Origin of the sequence: Mumia sp. Pv4-285, from assembly GCF_041320275.1 — a bacterium.
Taxonomy (GTDB): Bacteria; Actinomycetota; Actinomycetes; order Propionibacteriales; family Nocardioidaceae; genus Mumia; species Mumia qirimensis.
Window position 1 is genome coordinate 1,651,104 of record NZ_CP162023.1, and the last position, 18,280, is coordinate 1,669,383.

General features: G+C 69.6%; 15 protein-coding genes. 9 read left to right on the forward strand and 6 right to left on the reverse strand.

The genetic code is table 11. From position 1 onward, the window contains the following. Positions 1–79: 79 nt before the first annotated feature. Positions 80–1,300: a benzoate/H(+) symporter BenE family transporter gene (locus AB3M34_RS07995; protein WP_370618833.1), complete on the forward strand. Its 1,221-nt coding sequence runs from the start codon at positions 80–82 to the stop codon at positions 1,298–1,300. Here AB3M34_RS07995 and AB3M34_RS08000 read toward each other — a convergent pair. The 3 genes from AB3M34_RS08000 to AB3M34_RS08010 all read right to left on the reverse strand — a co-directional run bounded on the left by AB3M34_RS08000 (position 1,269) and on the right by AB3M34_RS08010 (position 4,950). Continuing rightward, positions 1,269–2,150: a sugar ABC transporter permease gene (locus AB3M34_RS08000; RefSeq protein WP_370618835.1), complete on the reverse strand. Its 882-nt coding sequence runs from the start codon at positions 2,148–2,150 to the stop codon at positions 1,269–1,271. The genes AB3M34_RS07995 and AB3M34_RS08000 overlap by 32 nt on opposite strands. Then, complete coding sequence (locus AB3M34_RS08005) at positions 2,150–3,742, reverse strand: ABC transporter permease subunit (RefSeq protein ID WP_370618837.1); 1,593 nt, start codon at positions 3,740–3,742, stop codon at positions 2,150–2,152. Before AB3M34_RS08005 ends, AB3M34_RS08000 begins: the two co-directional genes overlap by 1 nt. Before the next feature lie 89 nt (positions 3,743–3,831). Continuing rightward, entirely contained in the window at positions 3,832–4,950 is a 1,119-nt protein-coding gene (locus AB3M34_RS08010; RefSeq protein WP_370619972.1) for a sugar ABC transporter substrate-binding protein, read from the reverse strand. 365 nt (positions 4,951–5,315) lie between these two features. Between AB3M34_RS08010 and AB3M34_RS08015 the strand changes: the two genes are divergently transcribed. Genes AB3M34_RS08015 through AB3M34_RS08030 form a run of 4 tightly spaced genes read left to right on the forward strand, consistent with a single transcriptional unit; the run spans position 5,316 to position 10,134 of the window. Beyond that, a complete protein-coding gene (locus tag AB3M34_RS08015; RefSeq protein WP_370618839.1) occupies positions 5,316–7,025 on the forward strand; it encodes an alpha-amylase family glycosyl hydrolase in 1,710 nt (569 codons plus the stop codon). 12 nt (positions 7,026–7,037) lie between these two features. Then, the gene (locus AB3M34_RS08020; RefSeq protein WP_370618841.1) at positions 7,038–8,072 is read left to right on the forward strand and encodes a LacI family DNA-binding transcriptional regulator; all 1,035 of its coding nucleotides are present in this window, start codon (positions 7,038–7,040) and stop codon (positions 8,070–8,072) included. A gap of 9 nt (positions 8,073–8,081) precedes the next feature. Then, positions 8,082–9,452, forward strand: coding sequence for a TrkH family potassium uptake protein (locus AB3M34_RS08025; RefSeq protein ID WP_370618842.1), 1,371 nt, complete (start codon positions 8,082–8,084; stop codon positions 9,450–9,452). Positions 9,453–9,462: 10 nt separating this feature from the next. Further along, positions 9,463–10,134: a potassium channel family protein gene (locus tag AB3M34_RS08030; protein ID WP_370618844.1), complete on the forward strand. Its 672-nt coding sequence runs from the start codon at positions 9,463–9,465 to the stop codon at positions 10,132–10,134. A gap of 13 nt (positions 10,135–10,147) precedes the next feature. On the opposite strand, the gene galE is transcribed toward AB3M34_RS08030, so the two are convergent. Continuing rightward, a complete protein-coding gene (gene galE, locus AB3M34_RS08035) occupies positions 10,148–11,128 on the reverse strand; it encodes a UDP-glucose 4-epimerase GalE (protein ID WP_370618846.1) in 981 nt (326 codons plus the stop codon). Positions 11,129–11,138: 10 nt separating this feature from the next. After that, on the reverse strand, positions 11,139–12,278 hold the full coding sequence (locus AB3M34_RS08040) for a PQQ-dependent sugar dehydrogenase (RefSeq protein WP_370618848.1): 1,140 nt from the start codon (positions 12,276–12,278) through the stop codon (positions 11,139–11,141). Positions 12,279–12,437: 159 nt separating this feature from the next. On the opposite strand from AB3M34_RS08040, the gene AB3M34_RS08045 reads away from it, so the two are divergent. The 3 genes from AB3M34_RS08045 to leuS all read left to right on the forward strand — a co-directional run bounded on the left by AB3M34_RS08045 (position 12,438) and on the right by leuS (position 17,086). Then, positions 12,438–14,153: a sodium:solute symporter family protein gene (locus AB3M34_RS08045; RefSeq protein WP_370618849.1), complete on the forward strand. Its 1,716-nt coding sequence runs from the start codon at positions 12,438–12,440 to the stop codon at positions 14,151–14,153. Between the two features lie 13 nt (positions 14,154–14,166). Further along, a complete protein-coding gene (locus AB3M34_RS08050; protein WP_370618851.1) occupies positions 14,167–14,451 on the forward strand; it encodes a hypothetical protein in 285 nt (94 codons plus the stop codon). A gap of 160 nt (positions 14,452–14,611) precedes the next feature. Beyond that, positions 14,612–17,086, forward strand: coding sequence for a leucine--tRNA ligase (leuS, locus tag AB3M34_RS08055; protein ID WP_370618853.1), 2,475 nt, complete (start codon positions 14,612–14,614; stop codon positions 17,084–17,086). Positions 17,087–17,133: 47 nt separating this feature from the next. Here the strand turns inward: leuS and AB3M34_RS08060 are convergent, their stop codons facing one another. Beyond that, positions 17,134–17,547, reverse strand: a complete 414-nt coding sequence (locus AB3M34_RS08060; RefSeq protein ID WP_370618855.1) for a hypothetical protein — start codon at positions 17,545–17,547, stop codon at positions 17,134–17,136. Positions 17,548–17,638: 91 nt separating this feature from the next. Here AB3M34_RS08060 and AB3M34_RS08065 point away from each other — a divergent pair, with 91 nt between their 5' ends. After that, entirely contained in the window at positions 17,639–18,277 is a 639-nt protein-coding gene (locus AB3M34_RS08065; protein ID WP_370618857.1) for a MerR family transcriptional regulator, read from the forward strand. The last annotated feature ends 3 nt before the right edge of the window (positions 18,278–18,280 follow it).

Here is an 18,280-nt window from a genome sequence, read left to right on the forward strand (position 1 = left end):
CCTCCCCTGAGTCGGCTATCGTTCCACATACGGAACGTTCCGTAGGTGGAACACCTCATCCTCGCACGAAGGAGAAGCTGTGAGCGCCTCTCGACGCACTCCGCTCACGACGGGCCTCGTCACCGCGCTCGTCGGCTTCACCAGCTCCTTCGCCGTCGTCCTCGCGGGCCTCCAGGCGGTCGGGGCGAGCGACGCCGAGGCCGCGTCCGGCCTGCTGGTGCTGTGCGTGACGCAGAGCGTCGGGATCATCGTGCTGTCGTGGAGCTACCGGATGCCGATCACCCTCGCCTGGTCCACGCCCGGCGCGGCGATGCTGGCCGGTGCCGCAGCGATCGACGGCGGGTGGCCCGCTGCCGTCGGCGCCTTCGTCGTCACGGGCGTCCTCGTGCTCGCGACCGCCGGCTGGCCGGCGCTCGGCCGCCTCGTGGCCCGCATCCCGCGACCGGTCGCCCACGCGATGCTCGCCGGCGTGCTCCTGCCCCTCGTCGTGGAGCCGGTACGGGCGCTCACGACCAGCCCGTGGCTGGTGGCCCCAGTCGTCCTCACCTGGCTCGTCCTGCTGCGCCGGGCCCCGCGTTGGGCCGTCCCCGCTGCCTTCGCGGTGACGATGGTGGTCGTCGGCATCTGGCTCGCTGGCCACGGGAACGCCGTCGACGGGCCGCTGCTGCCTCAGGTCGTCTGGACCACGCCGACCCTCGAGTGGCAGGCGGTCGTCGGCATCGCCCTCCCGCTGTACGTCGTCACGATGGCCGCACAGAACGTCCCGGGAGTCGCCGTGATGGCGTCGTACGGCTTCACGGTCCCGTGGCGCGCGGCGATGGCGACCACCGGGCTCGGCACCGTGCTCGGAGCGCCCGGCGGCGGTCACGCGATCAACCTGGCGGCGATCACGGCGGCGATGACGGCGGGCCCCGAGGCCGGGCCCGAGCGCTCGCGACGGTGGATCGCCGCGCAGACGGCCGGGTGGGCCTATCTCGTGATCGCGCTCGGTTCGACCGCCCTGGCGACCGTCGTCGTCGCCGCGCCGGCGGGCGTCGTCGAGGCCGTGGCCGGTCTCGCGCTCGTCGGCACGCTGGGCGGCGCGCTGCACGGCGCGGTCACCGCCGAAGGGCCGCGCGAGCCGGCCGTCGTCACGTTCGTCGTCGCCGCCAGCGGCGTCGCCGTCGCGGGCATCGGAGCAGCGTTCTGGGCACTGGTCGCCGGGGTCGCCGTGCATCTCGTCGTCGTGCGGCGTACGAGCGGGCCGGCTGCCGCCGACGCGCCGCCGGCTACTTCACGGACCCCGACACCAGGCCGTTGACGATGTAGCGCTGCAGCGCCAGGAACACCGCCATGACGGGGATCGCTGCGAGCACGGCCCCCGCGGCGAAGATCGTCCAGTTCGTCGACGTCTGCTCCGACACGTAGCCGAACAGACCGACGGCGAGCGTCTGCTGGTCCGGGTCGGTGAGGAACACGCTCGCGATCACGAACTCGCTCGTCGCGGTGATGAACGCCAGGAGGCCGACGACGGCGAGGATCGGCGTGACGAGCCGCAGGATGATGCCGAAGAACACCTGCGCGTGGCTCGCGCCGTCGAGCCGGGCGGCCTCGTCGATCGAGACCGGCACCGTGTTGAAGAACCCGTACATCAGGTACGTGTTCACCCCGAGGGCACCGCCGAGGTAGACGAGGATCAGCCCGGCGTGCGTGCCGATGCCGATCGCGGGGAAAACGTCGCCGATGGTCGACATGAGGATGAAGATGGCGACCACCGCGAGCATCTGCGGGAACATCTGGACCAGCATCAGCGAGAGCAGGCCCATGCGGCGTCCCGTGAAGCGCATCCGCGAGAACGCGTACGCGGCGAGAGCGCCGAGGAACACCGTGCCGACCGCCGTGACGCCACCGACCACGAGCGTGTTGACGAACCACCGCCCGTACGGACGCGACGGGTCGGTGAAGAGGTCGTGGTAGTTGCTCAGGTCGATCGTGCTGAAGAGTCGGGAGCTGCCCGCGAGCGTGCCCGACGGGTCGAGCGAGGCCGACAGCACGTAGAGGATCGGGAACGCGGCGTAGACCGTGACGGCGATGCCGACCAGGTGCCGCCAGCCGAGCTCGGCGAACCAACGCCGGAACGTGCGCCGGCGCGGAGCGGTGACGGTGCTCATCAGTGGATGTCCTCCAATGCCTTGGTGCGGCGGAAGAGCAGGCCTGCAATGACGCCGATGACGACGAAGATGATGATCGCCAAGGCGCTGGCGAGCCCGTAGTCGCGGCCGGTGCCGGTCCCGAAGGCGACCTTGTAGACCATCGTGATCAGCAGGTCCGTCGCCCCGATGTCGCTCGTCGTGTCCTCGAAGCGCGGACCGCCGCGCGTCAGCATGTAGATCACGTTGAAGTTGTTGAAGTTGTAGGCGAACGTCGTGATCAGCAGCGGCGCCACCGACACCAGCAGCAGGGGGAGCTTCACCGCCCGGAACGCCCGCCACGGGCCGGCACCGTCCATGCGCGCCGCCTCGCTCATCTCGTCGGGGATGGACTGCAGCGCGCCCGTGCAGACGAGGAACATGTAGGGGAAGCCGAGCCAGAGGTTCACGAACAGGACGCTGAAGCGTGCGAGCCACGGGTCCGTCAGCCACGGGATCTCGGCGCCGCCGAGCAGCACCTGGTTCACGAAGCCGAACTCCGTGTTGAGCAGGCCGGACCAGACGAGGCCCGACAGGAACGCGGGGAACGCGTACGGGAGGATCAGCATCACCCGGTAGAACCTCTTGCCGCGCATGCTCGCGACGTTGAAGACCATCGCGAGGAACAGGCCGAGCCCGAACACCAGCGCGACGGAGAGCGTCGCGAACACGAACGTCCAGACGATCACCGAGACCAACGAGTCGCGCAGCTGGGGCGTCTCGACCGCACGGCGGAAGTTCTCGAGGCCGACGTTGATCTTCCAGCCGGGGACCAGCTCCTCTCCGTCGTCCGACACGAACGACCCGTCGCCCCCGTCGCGGTAGACGGCGCCCGTCGTGGCGTCGGTGAACGTGTCCTCCGCCTCGTCGTAGCGGAGGTTCGAGCGGTACTCGTACGCGGTGCTGCCGTCGGCGGTGCGGAGGCTGCCGTCGGACGGGTTGTCGGACACCGGGACGGCGACCTCGAGGATCGCGTCCTGCTGGGCGAGCAGCTCGTCGAACGACAAGGGGGAGTAGCCGTCGACCGCGACCGCCTTGCCGCTGCCGTCGACCTCGGCGTCGTCGACCTCCTCGAGCGGCTCGTCAGAGGATCCGAGGGCGACGGTGCCGTCGGGAGCGGTGACGAGGAACCACAGGTCGTCACGCTTCTCGAGGACCGACAGCTGGTACTGGGGGGAGTCGGGGACGCGCTCCTGGCCCTTGGTGGCGATGGACTCGATCGCGTCGGACTTCGTGCTGTTGTGGCCGTCTCCGGCGTTCGTGAACGCGATGTAGCCGGTGTAGCCCATCACGAACACCTGGAACACCAGCAGCAGCGTGATCCCGGGCGCGAGGTACTTGGCGGGGAGCCCGTCGCGTCGCAGGTACACGACGTTCACCCCGACGGTCAGCACGACCGCCACCACGAGCACCACCCACTTCTCCTGCGCGGCGAGCACGAAGACCGCGTACAGCGCGACCGCGTCGACGAGACCCAGCAGGACGATCTTGACCAGGATGCCGACCAGGCCGTCGGTCTCACCGGGACGGCTCAGGCGAGCCCGCAGGCCGCGGGCTTCGTCGGGGGGCGTCATGGGCGGGGTCCTCCAGGGTCTGGGGAGAAGCGGGGGGAACGTGAGTGCGGCCGGGGAGCGGGTCACGCTCCCCGGCCGTCAGGAGAGGGTCAGCCGGCGACCTTCGTCTGCACGCTCTGGACCATCTTGGGCCAGGCCGCGGCGGGGTCGGCCTTGCCCTTGATGATGTCGAGCTCGGTGGCGCCCCAGTCGGCCCACACCGCGTCCATCTGCGGGATGGCCGGCATCGGCGCACCGGTCTTGCCGATCTCGCCGAACGCGGCGACGACCGGGTCCGACGCGGCCTTCTCGAACGACGCCTTCAGGGCCGGCGGGCGGCCACCGGTCTCGAACAGCGCGTCCTGCGCGTCCTCGGTGCTGAGGTAGTTCAGGACGAACTCGCTCGCGGCGAGGGAGTTCTTGGCCTTGGAGCTGATGAAGAAGCCGTTGACGCCGATGAACGGGGTCGCAGCCTCGTCGCCACCGGTCGGGATGGGGTCGATCGCGATGTCGAGCCCGGCCTTCTGCATGTCCGGGACGTTCCAGGGCCCGGTCAGGAAGTACGGGGACTGGCCCTTGTTGAACGCGTCCTTGGCGATGTCGCCGGTGATGCTCGCGTTCAGGGCGCCCGCCTTCGCCCAGGTGGCGAGGTCCTTCGCGAACTCGACACCACCGGGGTTGCCGAGGCCGAGCTGGTTCGGGTCGTAGTCGCCGGCGTCGTTGCGCTCGAAGACCGGCGCTCCGTACGAGGTCTGGATGCCGTACAGGTGGTAGGGGTCGCCCTGCTTGGGGTCGAGCCCGACGAGGAACGGGTACTTCGCCTTGCCGGCCTTCACGACGCCGTTGCCGGCGGCGACCACGTCGTCCATCGTCTGGGCGGGCGTGTCGAGGAGCGCGGTGTTGCGGACCAGCGCGACGTTCTCGATCGCGTAGGGGAGGCCGTACGTCTTGCCCTCGTACGTCATCGCCTGGATCGCGGCGTCCTCGAACTCGCCGGCCTTGTCGCCGAGCTCGAGGGGGGCCACGACGCCGTTCTGGACGAACTTGCCGAGCCAGTCGTGCGGGCCGACGATCATGTCCGGGCCCTTGCCCGTCGGGACCTGCGTGATGAAGTCGTCGCGCGCGGACTGGAAGTCCTTGATGACGAGCTTGACCTCGACGCCCTTGTCCTCCTTGAAGGACGCCGCAGCGTCCTTGAGAGCCGGTGCGCGCTCGGCGTCCACCCACATCGTGATGGTGGTCGAGCCGGACGACGCGCTGTCGGCGTCCTTGTCGTCGTCGGACGACTGGCCGCAGGCGCCGAGCAGAAGTGATGAGGCGACGGCCAGGGCACCAGTGGCCAGGACGCCTCTGCGGTTCACCAGCATGGGGAGCGCTCCTTCGAGGTTGTGGAATCGGTTCCATTTCTAGGTGACGCGCGGCGCTCATGGCAAGGGGCATCGGGAAACCTGCTCGCAACAGTTCGATAACGAGGCAGCAAGAACTGCGGGAATTCCAGCGATCTGCACGGGCCGCCAAGGGCGAGGGTTGCGATCAGCGAGGCGATGACTATGGTGTAATCGCTTCCAACATTTCGCCTTCAAGGAGCACGCCCATGATCGACGTGGCCCCGCGTACCGACGGATCCGCCCCACACCCGAGCCCCGTGCAGGAGCATGGCTGGTGGCGCGACGCCGTGGTCTACCAGGTCTATCCGCGCTCGTTCGCCGACGGTGACGGTGACGGCACCGGTGACCTCCCCGGCATCGCCGCGCGCATGGAGTCCTTGGCCGAGCTGGGCGTCGACGCCGTGTGGCTGTCACCCTTCTACCCGTCGCCCCAGCGCGACGGAGGGTACGACGTCAGCGACTACTGCGACGTCGACCCGATGTTCGGGACGCTCGCCGACTTCGACCGGGTGGTCGAAGCGGCCCACACGCACGGCGTACGCGTCATCGTCGACCTCGTCCCCAACCACTGCTCGAGCGACCACGCGATGTTCCGAGCAGCCGTGGCCGCCGCCCCGGGCAGTCGCGAGCGCGGCCACTTCCACTTCCGAGACGGCCGCGGCGACGCGGGGGAGCACCCGCCGAACGACTGGCAGTCGCACTTCGGCGGACCCGCGTGGACACGGGTGACCGAGACCGACGGGAGCCCCGGCCAGTGGTACCTGCACCTGTTCGACCCGTCGCAGCCGGACTTCAACTGGGAGGACGACGACGTCCGCGCGTACTTCGACCGCGTTCTCGACTTCTGGCTCGCGCGCGGTGTAGACGGGTTCCGGGTCGACGTCGCCCATGCGCTGGTGAAGGCGCCGGGGCTGCCCGACTGGGGAGGACGACCCGACGGCGCGAGCAGCCCGGGCTTCCCCGGCGAGGACGCCCCGATGTTCGACCAGCCCGGCGTGCACGTCGTCTTCGAGCGGTGGCGCGAACGGCTCGAGAGCTGGGGTCCTGACCGCATCCTGTGCGCCGAGGCCAACGTCGCGCCTCTCGAGCGTGCGGCCAAGTGGGTACGCCCGCACGAGATGCACCAGGCCTTCAACTTCGCGTACCTGCACGCACCGTGGGACGCGCACCGGCTCCGGGGCGTGATCGACGAGTCCCTCGCGGCGTTCGGCGGCGTCGGGGCGCCCAGCACGTGGGTGCTCTCCAACCACGACGTCACCCGTCACGCCACGCGGTTCGGGCTCGTCGACGGCGCCCACGTGGACCTCGGTCACGGCATCCGCGCCGGGACTCCGTTGGACCCCGAGCTCGGCGAGCGGCGGGCACGTGCGGCGGCTGCCCTGATGACGGCGCTCCCGGGCGCCGTCTACGTCTACCAGGGGGAGGAGCTCGGACTCCCCGAGGTGCTGGACATCCCCGACGACGCCCGGCGCGACCCCTACTTCCTGCGCAGCGGCGGCACGGTCGTCGGCCGGGACGGCTGCCGGGTCCCCATCCCCTGGGAGTCCGACGCCCCCGCGTACGGGTTCAACGCGACCGGCAGGTCGTGGCTGCCGCAGCCCGAGAAGTGGAGCCGGTACGCCCGCGACGTGCAGCGCGCCGACGAGACGTCGACGCTCGCCCTCTACACGCACGCGCTCGCGACGCGAAAGAGCCTCGCGCTCGGCTCGGGTTCGCTAGTTTGGGTCCGCACCGACGACCCTGCGGTGCTCGCGTTCGTCAACGGAGAGGTGCTCGTGGTCGCCAACCTGTCCGACCACCCGGTGGCCATCGGCACCGACGAGGTGCTGCTGGAGAGCGTCCCGTCCGCGGTGCACGACGGCCGGCTCGCGCCCGACGCCGTCGCGTGGTTCCGTGCGTCGTCGGACGCGGTCTAGGAGTCCTCGCCCGTGGCCAGCGTGACCATCAAGGACGTCGCCGAGCGTGCAGGTCTCTCGGTGGCGACGGTGTCACGGGCGCTCAGCGGGCGCGGTCACGTCTCCGAGGCCGCTCGCGCACAGAGCGAGCAGGCAGCGCGCGAGCTGGGCTACGTCGCGTCGTACAACGCGGCGAGCCTCGCGTCGGGCCGCAGCAAGAACGTCGGCATGGTGGTCCCGTGGGTCAACCGGTGGTTCTTCAGCACCGTGATCGAGACCGCGTCCACGGTGCTCGCGGCCGAGGGCTACGACCTCACGCTCTACTACCTCGGTGGCGGCAAGCGCGAGCGCGACCTCGTGCTGTGCGACTTCCTGCTCCGCAAGCGCATCGACGGCATGCTCGCCGTGGCCCTGGAGCTCGACGACGCCGAGCGTGCCGACCTGCTCCGCGTCGGCACCCCTATCGTCTGCATCGGCGGCGTGATCCCCGGCGTCTCGACGGTGAGCATCGACGACTTCGCGGCGGCGCGACTGGCGACCGAGCACCTCGTGGCGCTCGGCCACCGCAGGATCGCCCACATCGGGTGGGAGGGTGCCGGAGACTTCGCACTGGCGACCACGCGTCAGGGCGGCTACGCCGACGCCGTACGCGCCGCCGGTGTCGAGATCGTCCCCGACCTGATCGCGCTCGGCGACTTCACCACCCAGGACGGGTACGCCGCGGCCAAGCGGCTGCTCGCCGATCCGAGGCTGCGTCCGACGGCGATCTCCGCGGCGTCCGACGAGCTGGCGATCGGCGCGATCACCGCGGCGCGCGACCTCGGCCTCGACGTACCCCGTGACGTCTCGGTCGTCGGCATCGACGGTCACGACCTCGGCGACGTGTTCGGGCTGACCACGGTCGACCAGCACGTGCGCGAGCAGGCGACGCAGGCGGCGACGCTGCTCCTGCGTCAGCTCGGCCAGGAGCCCGACACGCGAGAGCCCGTCCATGCCGAGGTCGCGGTGGAGCTCGTCGTGCGCTCGAGCACGATGGCTCCGCGCCCACCGCGGTCCGTGACGGGGTAGCCTGCCCGCGTGGCACTGTCCTCTCGGCGGTCGCGCTGGGGCGCTCTGCTCTCTGCGTTGGCGCACCCCGTCCGCATCCTTCCCGCGACGTTCGTCGTGGGCAGCGTCGTCGGCACCTTCCTCCTGATGATTCCCGGGATGCGTGCCGAGGGACAGGAGGGTGACGCGCTGCTCCCGGCCGCGTTCACGTCGGTGTCGGCCGTGACCGTGACGGGCCTCTCCGTCGTCGACATCTCGACCTACTGGACGCCGCTCGGACAGGTCGTGATCCTCGTCCTGGTCCAGATCGGCGGGTTCGGGTTCGTCACGCTCGCGACGATCCTCGGCGTCGTCGTAGGCGGACGCATCGGGCTGCGGTCGCGCCTCGCGACACAGATGGACCTCCACCTCGTGAACCTCGGCGAGGTCGTCCCGCTCCTGCGCCGGATCCTCATCACCATGCTCGGGTTCGAGGCCGTGCTCGCCGTCATCCTCACCTTCGGGTTCGAGTCACGGCACGGAGAAGGCTGGGGCGAGGCCCTCTGGCACGGCATCTTCTACGCGGTGATGGCCTTCAACAACGCGGGCTTCGCGCTGGCCCCCGACAGCCTGGTCCAGTACGCCGGCGATGCGGGCCTCATCATCCCGATCTCGATCGCCGTCTTCATCGGCGCCATGGGGTTCCCCGTCCTGGCCGAGCTGTCGCGCGGCTGGCGGCGTCCCGAGCGGTGGTCGATCCACACCAAGCTCACGGTGTGGGGCTCGTTCCTGCTCCTCGCCGTCGGCACCGTGCTGTTCGCTGTCGTCGAGTGGTCGAACCCGGGGACACTGGGCCCTCAGTCGGTCGGTGAGAAGCTCGTGACCTCGTTCGAGGGCGGTGTCATGCCGCGCTCGGGCGGCTTCAACTCGGTGGACTACGCCGAGGCCTATCCCGAGACCAACCTCATCGCGACGATCATGATGTTCATCGGCGGCGGCTCCGCGAGCACCGCCGGCGGCATCAAGGTCACGACGTTCCTGCTGCTCGGCTTCGTCATCCTCGCCGAGGTGCGTGGTGACCCCGACGTCACGATCGGTTCGCGCCGCATCGGGGCGAGCACCCTGCGCCAGGCGCTGACCGTCGCGCTGCTCGCGGTGATGCTGGTGGTCGCGTCCACCCTGGCGGTCCTCACCGTCGCAGACGTGAGCGTCGAGGAGGCGCTCTTCGAGTGCACGTCCGCCTTCGCCACTGCCGGGCTGTCCATGGGCATCACCGGCGACCTGCCCGCCACGGCGCAGGTCGTGCTGATGATCTTGATGTTGATCGGGCGTGTCGGTACGGTCGCGACGGCGTCCGCGCTCGCCCTGCGCTCCCAACCTCGCCGTTTCCACCTGCCTGAAGAGCGACCGATCATCGGCTAGGAGCTGACCAGTGCCCAAGAACACCCCACCGCCGGACGCCCCGGTCCTCGTGATCGGCCTGGGCCGGTTCGGGACCGCGGTCGCCTCGTCGCTGACCCGCATGGGCCACGAGGTCCTGGCCATCGACGAGAGCATGGAGCTCGTGCAGAAGTGGGCGACCGAGTTCACCCACACCGTGCAGGCGGACTCCACCGACGAGGAGGCGCTGCGCCAGATCGGCGCCGACCAGTTCGACCGGGCCGTCGTCGGCATCGGCACCGACATCGAGGCCAGCGTGCTCACCGTCCTCACGCTCACCCAGCTCGGCGTGCGCGAGGTGTGGGCCAAGGCCATCAACCGCAAGCACGGCCAGATCCTCGAGCGGGTGGGGGCGAGCCACGTCGTCTATCCCGAGTCGGCGATGGGGGAGCGGGTCGCCCACATGGTGTCCGGCTCGATGATCGACTTCATCGAGTTCGACGACGGCTTCGCGATCGCGCGTACGGCTGCTCCCACCGGCGCGATCGGGCGGACGCTCGCCGAGTCCGCGCTGCGCAGCCAGTACGGCATCACGGTCGTCGGCGTGAAGCGGCCCGGGGCCGACTTCACGTACGCGCGACCGGAGACCTTCCTCGGAGAGTTCGACGAGCTGATCGTGTCGGGCCCGACGAGCAAGGTCGAGAAGTTCGCCGGTCTTGCCTGAGCCGTGAGCGGGGTCAGCCCGCCGCGCCCTGGGCGCCGACCTGCGTCCAGGCGGCCCACGCGCTCCGGACCATGTCGTCGAGGGTGTGCCGCATCTGCCAGCCGAGGTCGCGTCCGGCGAGCTCGCCGGACGCGACGATCCGGGCCGGGTCGCCCGGGCGGCGAGGGCCGACCACCGGGTCGAAGTCGATGCCCGTGACGTCGGCGATCGTGTCCATGATCTGCCGGACCGAGACGCCGTCACCGCTGCCCAGGTTGTAGACGGGCTCAAGCGGCGAGCCCTCGGCCAAGGCATGGGCGGCGACGACGTGGCTGTGAGCCAGGTCGGCGACGTGCACGTAGTCGCGGACGCACGTGCCGTCCGGCGTGGGGTAGTCGCCGCCGTTGATCTGCGGCACGCCGCCGGTGGTCAGCGTCTGGAAGACCTTGGGAAAGAGGTTGTGCGGGCTCGAGTCGTACAGGTCGGCGTAGCCCGAGCCCACCACGTTGAAGTAGCGCAGCGACGTCTGCCGCAGCCCGGTCGCGCGCGCCTGCGCCCGCAGGAGCCACTCGTCGACCAGCTTGCTCTCGCCGTACGGCGACTCCGGGGAGGTCGGCGTCGTCTCCGTGACCAGGTCGGTGTCGGGAGTGCCGTAGACGGCGGCCGAGGACGAGAAGACGACCGACTCGACGCCGACCTCGGCCATCGCGTCGAGCAGGTGGAGCGTGCCGGTGACGTTCTGCTCGTAGGTGTGCAGAGGGCGCTGCACGGACACCCCGGCGTACTTGTAGCCGGCGACGTGAACCACCCCGACCACGCCGTGCTCGCTCAGCGTGCGGCGTACGAGCCCGGTGTCGGTGACGTTGCCCTCGACGAACGGCACGTCCCCGTCGACGAACTGCCGGTGCCCGGACTCCAACGAGTCGAGGACGACGACGGGCGTCCCGGCCTCGGTCAGAGCGCGCACGACGTGGGATCCGATGTAGCCGGCGCCGCCGGTCACGAGCCAGGTCATGCGCTCGACCCTAACCGACCGTGACGCGCAGGATCCGGTCGTCGTCGTCCGCCGGATCACCGCGACCGTCGGTGTTGCTCGTGGTCACCCACAGGGTCCCGTCCGGCGCGGGCACGACGTTGCGCACACGGCCGAGGTCCTCGCCTGCGAGGCGGCGGCGCGGGCGACCTGCATCGGTCCCCGAGAGCGGGACGGCCCAGACGCACTCACCGCGCAGCGCGCCCACGTAGGCCGTCCCGTACGCGATGCCCACCCCTGCGGGCGACGCGTCGTCGGTGCTCCACCACGCCTTCGGCCCGACGAGTCCGCGCTCGTCGGTGGGCCCCTCGGTCTGCGGCCAGCCGTAGTTGCCGCCGCGCTCGATCAGGTTCAGCTCGTCGGTGGCCTGGTCACCGAACTCCGCCGCCCAGAGGCGCCCGTCGGCATCGAACGCGAGCCCCTCGACGTTGCGGTGGCCGTACGACCACACGCGGTTGCGGAACGGGTTGCCGTCGGCGGCCTTTCCGTCCAGCGTCATCCGCAGGATCTTGCCCGACGGGGAGTCCACGTCCTGCGCGCGGTCGCGCTCGCCGGCGTCGCCGGTGCTCGCGTACAGGAGTCCGTCCGGTCCGATGACGAGGCGGCCGCCGTTGTGGTTGAGCGCGCGGGGGATGCCGTCGAGCAGGACCTCCGGTCGTCCGAGCCGGCGCCCGTCGTACGACATGCGGACGAGGCGGTTGTCGTCGGCAGACGTGAGGAAGGCGAGGACCGCGTCCTCGTCGGGGGTCAGCACGAGACCCATGAGCCCACCCTCGCCGCTGTCGGTGTCGACGCCGGGGACCTCGCCGACGGTCTGCGTCCGTCCGTCGCCGACCCGGACGACGCGAGCGGTGTCGCGCTCGGTGACAAGCGCGCCACCGGCTCCGAGGAACGCGATGCCCCACGGCACGGTGAGCCCGTCCGCGACGACGTCGTCGATGCGCAGTCGCGTCGGGTCGTCCGGGGTGGTCGGCGTCGGCGCGGGCCGGGTCGTGGGAGGGGATGCCGTCGGCTCGGTCGTCGGCTCGGTCGTGGGGTCGGGGTCCGGTGAGTCGTCACCGCTGCACCCGGTGGCCAGTCCGACCCCGGCAGCAGCCAGCGCAACGAGGACGTCGCGGCGAGTCAGCGTCATGCGTGCCAGTCTCGCGCACCGCACGCCGTCGGACACGGCGCCGCGGGAGCGGAATCGACCGGGCACGTCTCGGTCTGCCAACCTCCGACCTTCGGAGTAACGTGCCGTGCGGGCCAGTCCTCTGACCCCGAGAACGACAGCGACGACGCAGGAGGGCGGATGGACGGCACCGTACTGCTGGCGGCCGACGACACGTTTCGGCTGGACACCACTTTCTCCGACTACCTGATCATCGCGATCTACTTCGTCTTCGTGCTCGGCATCGGCGTGATCGCGAAGCGACAGGTGTCGACCAGCATCGACTTCTTCCTCTCCGGCCGGTCGCTGCCCGCCTGGGTGACAGGCCTCGCGTTCATCTCCGCGAACCTCGGCGCCGTCGAGATCATGGGGATGTCCGCCAACGGCGCGCAGTACGGCATGCCGACGATGCACTACTTCTGGATCGGTGCCGTCCCCGCGATGCTGTTCCTCGGCATCGTGATGATGCCGTTCTACTACGGGTCCAAGGTGCGCAGCGTCCCCGAGTTCATGCGGATGCGGTTCGGCACGGGCGCACACCTCGTCAACGCGCTCAGCTTCGCGATCGCCCAGCTGCTCATCGCCGGCGTCAACCTCTACCTGCTCGCGACGATCGTCAACGTGATCCTCGGCTGGCCGCTGTGGGTGTCGCTGATCGCCGCGGCCGTCGTGGTCCTCACGTACACCACCCTCGGTGGTCTCTCCGCCGCGATCTACAACGAGGTCCTCCAGTTCTTCGTGATCGTCGCCGCACTGCTGCCGCTCACGCTCGTCGCCCTCCACAAGGTGGGCGGCATCGACGGCCTGACCAGCAAGATCACGGACTCGCCGGGCGGGGCGGAGCAGCTGTCGTCGTGGCCGGGCACCAACCTCACGGGCATCGACGACCCGTTCTGGTCGGTGGTCGGCATCGTGTTCGGTCTCGGATTCGTGCTCTCGTTCGGCTACTGGACGACGAACTTCGTCGAGGTGCAGCGCGCGATGGCCTCGAAGTCGATGTCGGCCGCTCGGAGCGCTCCGATCATCGGCACGTTCCCCAAGATGTTCATCCCGTTCATCGTGGTCGTCCCGGGCATGATCTGCGCGGTCCTCGTCCCAGAGATGATCGCCCTGAAGGCTGGCGACGACAGCTCAGGCGTCCAGTACAACGACGCGATCCTGCTGCTCATGCGCGACCTGCTGCCCAACGGCATGCTCGGCCTCGCGATCGCCGGCCTCATCGCGTCGTTCATGGCTGGCATGGCCGCGAACATCTCCGCGTTCAACACGGTCTTCAGCATCGACCTGTGGCAGCAGTACGTGAAGAAGGACCGCGAGGACAGCTACTACACGCAGATCGGCCGTTTCGCGACCATCGGCGCGACGGTGATCGCCATCTTCACCGCGATCATCGCCTCCGGCTACTCCAACCTCATGGACTACCTCCAGACCCTCTTCGGGTTCTTCAACGCGCCGCTGTTCGCGACGTTCATCCTCGGTATGTTCTGGAAGCGGATGACCGCCACCGCCGGTTGGGTCGGTCTCGTCTCGGGCACGCTCGCCGCCGTCGCCGTCGCGTTCCTCAGCGAGGACGCGTTCGGGAGTGCGAGCCTGGGCGTGATCCCGCTGTCCGGTCAGGGCGCCAGCTTCGTCGCGGCGAGCGCGGCGTTCGTGGTCGACATCGCCGTCAGCATCGTGGTGAGCCTCGTGACGCAACCGAAGCCTGCGACGCAGCTGCGCGGCTTCGTCTACTCGCTCACGCCGAGGGACCAGCTGCGCGACCCGCTCGCGCACCTGCTTCCCTGGTACCAGCGTCCGACGGTGCTCGCGTCGATCTCGCTGGTGCTCGTGATCGCCCTGAACATCATCTTCTGGTGAGAGGAGTACGCCCGTGGCTGACGGCAAGCGTCGCTTCCAGATCTCTTCCGCATTCGACATCCGGACGATCATCGGCGCCCTGATGGGCATCTACGGGGTGATCCTGACGTTCCTCGGCATCTTCAACGCCACCGACGCCGAGCTGGCGAAGGCCGACGGGTTCAACGTCAACCTCGTCAACGGCCTGATCCTGCTCGGGGTTGCGGCGGTGTTCGTCCTCTGGGCGTTCTTGCGACCCCTCGTGGTCGAGGACGTGCCCCCCGAGGTTCTCGACGACCACCAGTCGGGGCCGGAGTAGGCGCCCACCGGTCAGTACGGTGCGCGCTAGCATGGGACGCATGTACGGCGAGCTCCTTGTCGAGCCGCGCTGACCCCGACCGGTCAGCGCGGCAGCCCCTCTGTACGAGGGGCTGTTCTGTGTACGGAGCCGTACGTGACGGACATTCGAGGAGAACCAGGTGAGCATCCAGAGCGGCGAGGCAGCGTCGTACGACGTCCGCGCGATCCAGGACAAGTGGCGCGCGGTGTGGGACGAGCTCCGGCCCTTCGACGCCGACGGCACCGATGTCGGCCGTGAGCGCCGCTACGCGCTGACGATGTTCCCCTACCCGTCGGGCGACCTCCACATGGGCCACGGCGAGGTCTTCGCGCTGCACGACGTGCTGGCACGCTACTGGCGCCTGAAGGGCTACGACGTCCTCAACCCGATCGGCTGGGACTCCTTCGGGCTGCCGGCCGAGAACGCCGCGATCAAGCGCAACGAGAACCCGGCGACGTTCACCTACGACAACATCGAGACACAGGCCGAGTCGATCCGGCGCTACGGCGTGAGCTTCGACTGGACGCGTCGTCTGCACACCTCCGACCCCGAGTACTACCGCTGGACGCAGTGGCTGTTCCTGCGGATGTTCGAGCGCGGCCTCGCGTACCGGAAGGCCTCGTACGTCAACTGGTGCCCGAACGACCAGACGGTCCTCGCCAACGAGCAGGTCGTGCAGGGGATGTGCGAGCGCTGCGGCGCTGTGGTCACCAAGCGCGAGCTGACCCAGTGGTACTTCAAGATCACCGACTACGCGCAGCGCCTGCTGGACGACATGGAGCAGCTCGAGGGCCGGTGGCCCGAGCGGGTCCTCACCATGCAGCGCAACTGGATCGGCCGCTCGGAGGGCGCTTTCGTCGACTTCGCCGTCGAGGGGCGCGAGTCGCCCGTACGCGTGTTCACGACGCGTCCCGACACGCTCTTCGGTGTGACGTTCTTCGTCGTCGCCCCCGACTCGCGGATCGCGGCCGAGCTGGTCACGGACGAGCAGCGCGGCGCGTTCGACGCCTATCTCGAGCGTACGAAGCAGGCGACCGAGATCGAGCGGCAGTCGACCGAGCGCCCGAAGACCGGCGTCTTCCTCGGCGTGCACGCGACGAACCCCGCCACGGGAGAGCAGGTGCCGATCTACGCTGCGGACTACGTGCTCGCCGACTACGGCACGGGCGCCGTGATGGCCGTCCCCGGTCAGGACCAGCGCGACTGGGACTTCGCGAAGGCGCACGACCTCCCGATCATCCGCACGGTCGAGCCGTCGGAGGGATTCGACGGGGACGCGTTCACCGGTGCGGGTCCGGCGATCAACTCCGCCAACGAGGAGGTCTCGCTCGACGGTCTCGAGATCGAGGCCGCCAAGTCGGCCATCATCGACTGGCTGGAGCAGCGCGGGACGGGAGAGCGAACGATCAACTTCCGGCTGCGCGACTGGCTCCTCAGCCGTCAGCGCTACTGGGGCTGTCCCATCCCGATCGTGCACTGCCCCTCCTGCGGCGAGGTCGCGGTGCCCGACGACCAGCTGCCGGTCGAGCTGCCCTACCTGACCGGCGCCGACCTGGCGCCCAAGGGCACGTCACCTCTGGCGGCGGCCACCGACTGGGTCGAGACGACCTGCCCGCAGTGCGGTGCTGACGCCCGGCGCGACACCGACACGATGGACACGTTCGTGGACTCGTCGTGGTACTACCTCCGCTACTGCTCGCCGGGCACCACGGACGCTCCGTTCTCGCCCGAGGACGTGAAGCACTGGATGCCCGTCGACATGTACGTCGGCGGTGTCGAGCACGCGATCCTGCACCTTCTCTACAGCCGGTTCTTCACCAAGGCCTTGCACGACATGGGTCTGGTGGACTTCACCGAACCGTTCACGGCGCTGATGAACCAGGGCCAGGTGATCAACCAGGGCAAGGCCATGAGCAAGTCGCTCGGCAACGGCATCGACCTGGGTGAGCAGATCGAGGCCTTCGGCGTCGACGCGGTGCGGCTGACCCTCGTCTTCGCCGGTCCGCCCGAGGACGACATCGACTGGGCCGACGTCTCGCCCGCCGGTGCCTCGAAGTTCCTCCAGCGCGCGTGGCGCGTGTCGCACGAGGTCGCGAGCGAGCCCGGCACGGACGCGACGGCCGGTGACGTCGCGCTGCGTCGGACCACCCACAAGACGGTCGCGGAGTGCGAGCACCTCTACGACTCGAAGCGCTTCAACGTCGTCGTCGCACGCGTGATGGAGCTGGTCAACGCGACGCGCAAGACGATCGACTCCGGCGCGGGCGCCGCGGACCCGGCCGTGCGCGAGGCCGCCGAGGTGACCGCGATCCTGCTGAGCACGGTCGCTCCGTACGTCGCCGAGGAGATGTGGGCCGAGCTCGGGCACGGGCCCTCGGTGTCGCAGCAGGCCTGGCCGACGGTCGATCCGTCGCTGCTCGTCGACGACACGGTGACGTGCGTGGTTCAGGTCAAGGGCAAGGTCCGCGGCAAGCTCGAGGTCTCGCCGTCGATCTCCGACAAGGAGCTCGAGGCGCTGGCGCTCGCTGAGCCGAACGTCGCCCGGCACCTCGAGGGCGCGGAGATCCGCAAGGTGATCGTCCGCGCCCCGAAGCTCGTCAACGTCGTGATTTGATCACGCGTCAACGTCGTGATCTGATCACGCGTCGGTGCCGGATCTGATCACGCGTTCGCGCCGGTCACGACCAGGCTGATTCCCGTCGTGGCAAGCCCGACCGCGAGGATCGCCGCGCCCGTGTAGACGAGAGCGACGAGGCGTCCCGGACGCTGGGGGTCGCTGCCGAGAACCGACAGGAAGAACCCGGCCGGCATCACGATCGCGGCCACGAGCACGCCCAGCGGGCCGATCCACTTCCACGGGTCGGCGACGTCGGCTGCGCTGGTCAGCAGGAGCGTGACGAGCCCGAGGATGACCAGCACGCCCGCGTGGGCGTGACCTGCTCGGAAGAACGACGTCTGGAGCGCGTTCGCGGGCTGCTTGCCGCCGACGACACGCAGCATGAAGGCGCCGCCGGTCTCGATCGTGATCACGGTGAGCACGACGATGCCTGCGGTGATGGTGGTTGCTGCGTCCATGGCGGTTCCTCGACTATTGGAGAGTCTGACTATCCAATATTAGATAGTGCTACTCTCCAATAGTCAAGACGTCGTCGAACGGGAGGCACGGATGCGGATCTCGGAGCTCGCACAGGCGTCCGGCGTCGCGGTCCCGACCATCAAGTACTACCTCCGCGAGGGCCTGCTCCCACCCGGTCGGGCGACCAGCGCCACCCAGGCGTCGTACGACGACGGGCACCTCCAGCGCCTGCAGCTCGTACGCTCGCTCGTCGAGGTCGGCGGGATGCCGCTCGCCAAGGTGCGCGCAGTCCTCGACGTCCTGGAGGACCCCGCACCCGACCCCTACACCGCGGTCAGCGAGGCGCTCGCGGCGCTCCCGCCGTACGTGTCCGCCGGGCCGCCGTACGAACGAGCCACCGCCGCGCTGGACGAGATAGGTCTCGCGTACGAACCGTCGTCCTACGCGGTCGCGCAGCTCGAGGCCGCACTCGCCGGGCTGGAGGCGGCAGGGCGTCCGCTGGACGCCGGTGCGCTCGGCCGGTACGCAGAGCAGATGATGGTGATCGCACGACGAGAGGTCGCCACCGTCGAGGCGCAGCGCGACCCCGCCGTGCCTGCCGAGCTCGCCGACGTCGTCCAGGACGTCGTCCTCGGGACAGTGCTGGTGGAGCCCGTCATCCTCGCGCTGCGCCGCCTGACCCATGCAGCGCTCTTCCGCGAGCGCCACCCGCCGGGCGGTGCCGGCTGAGCA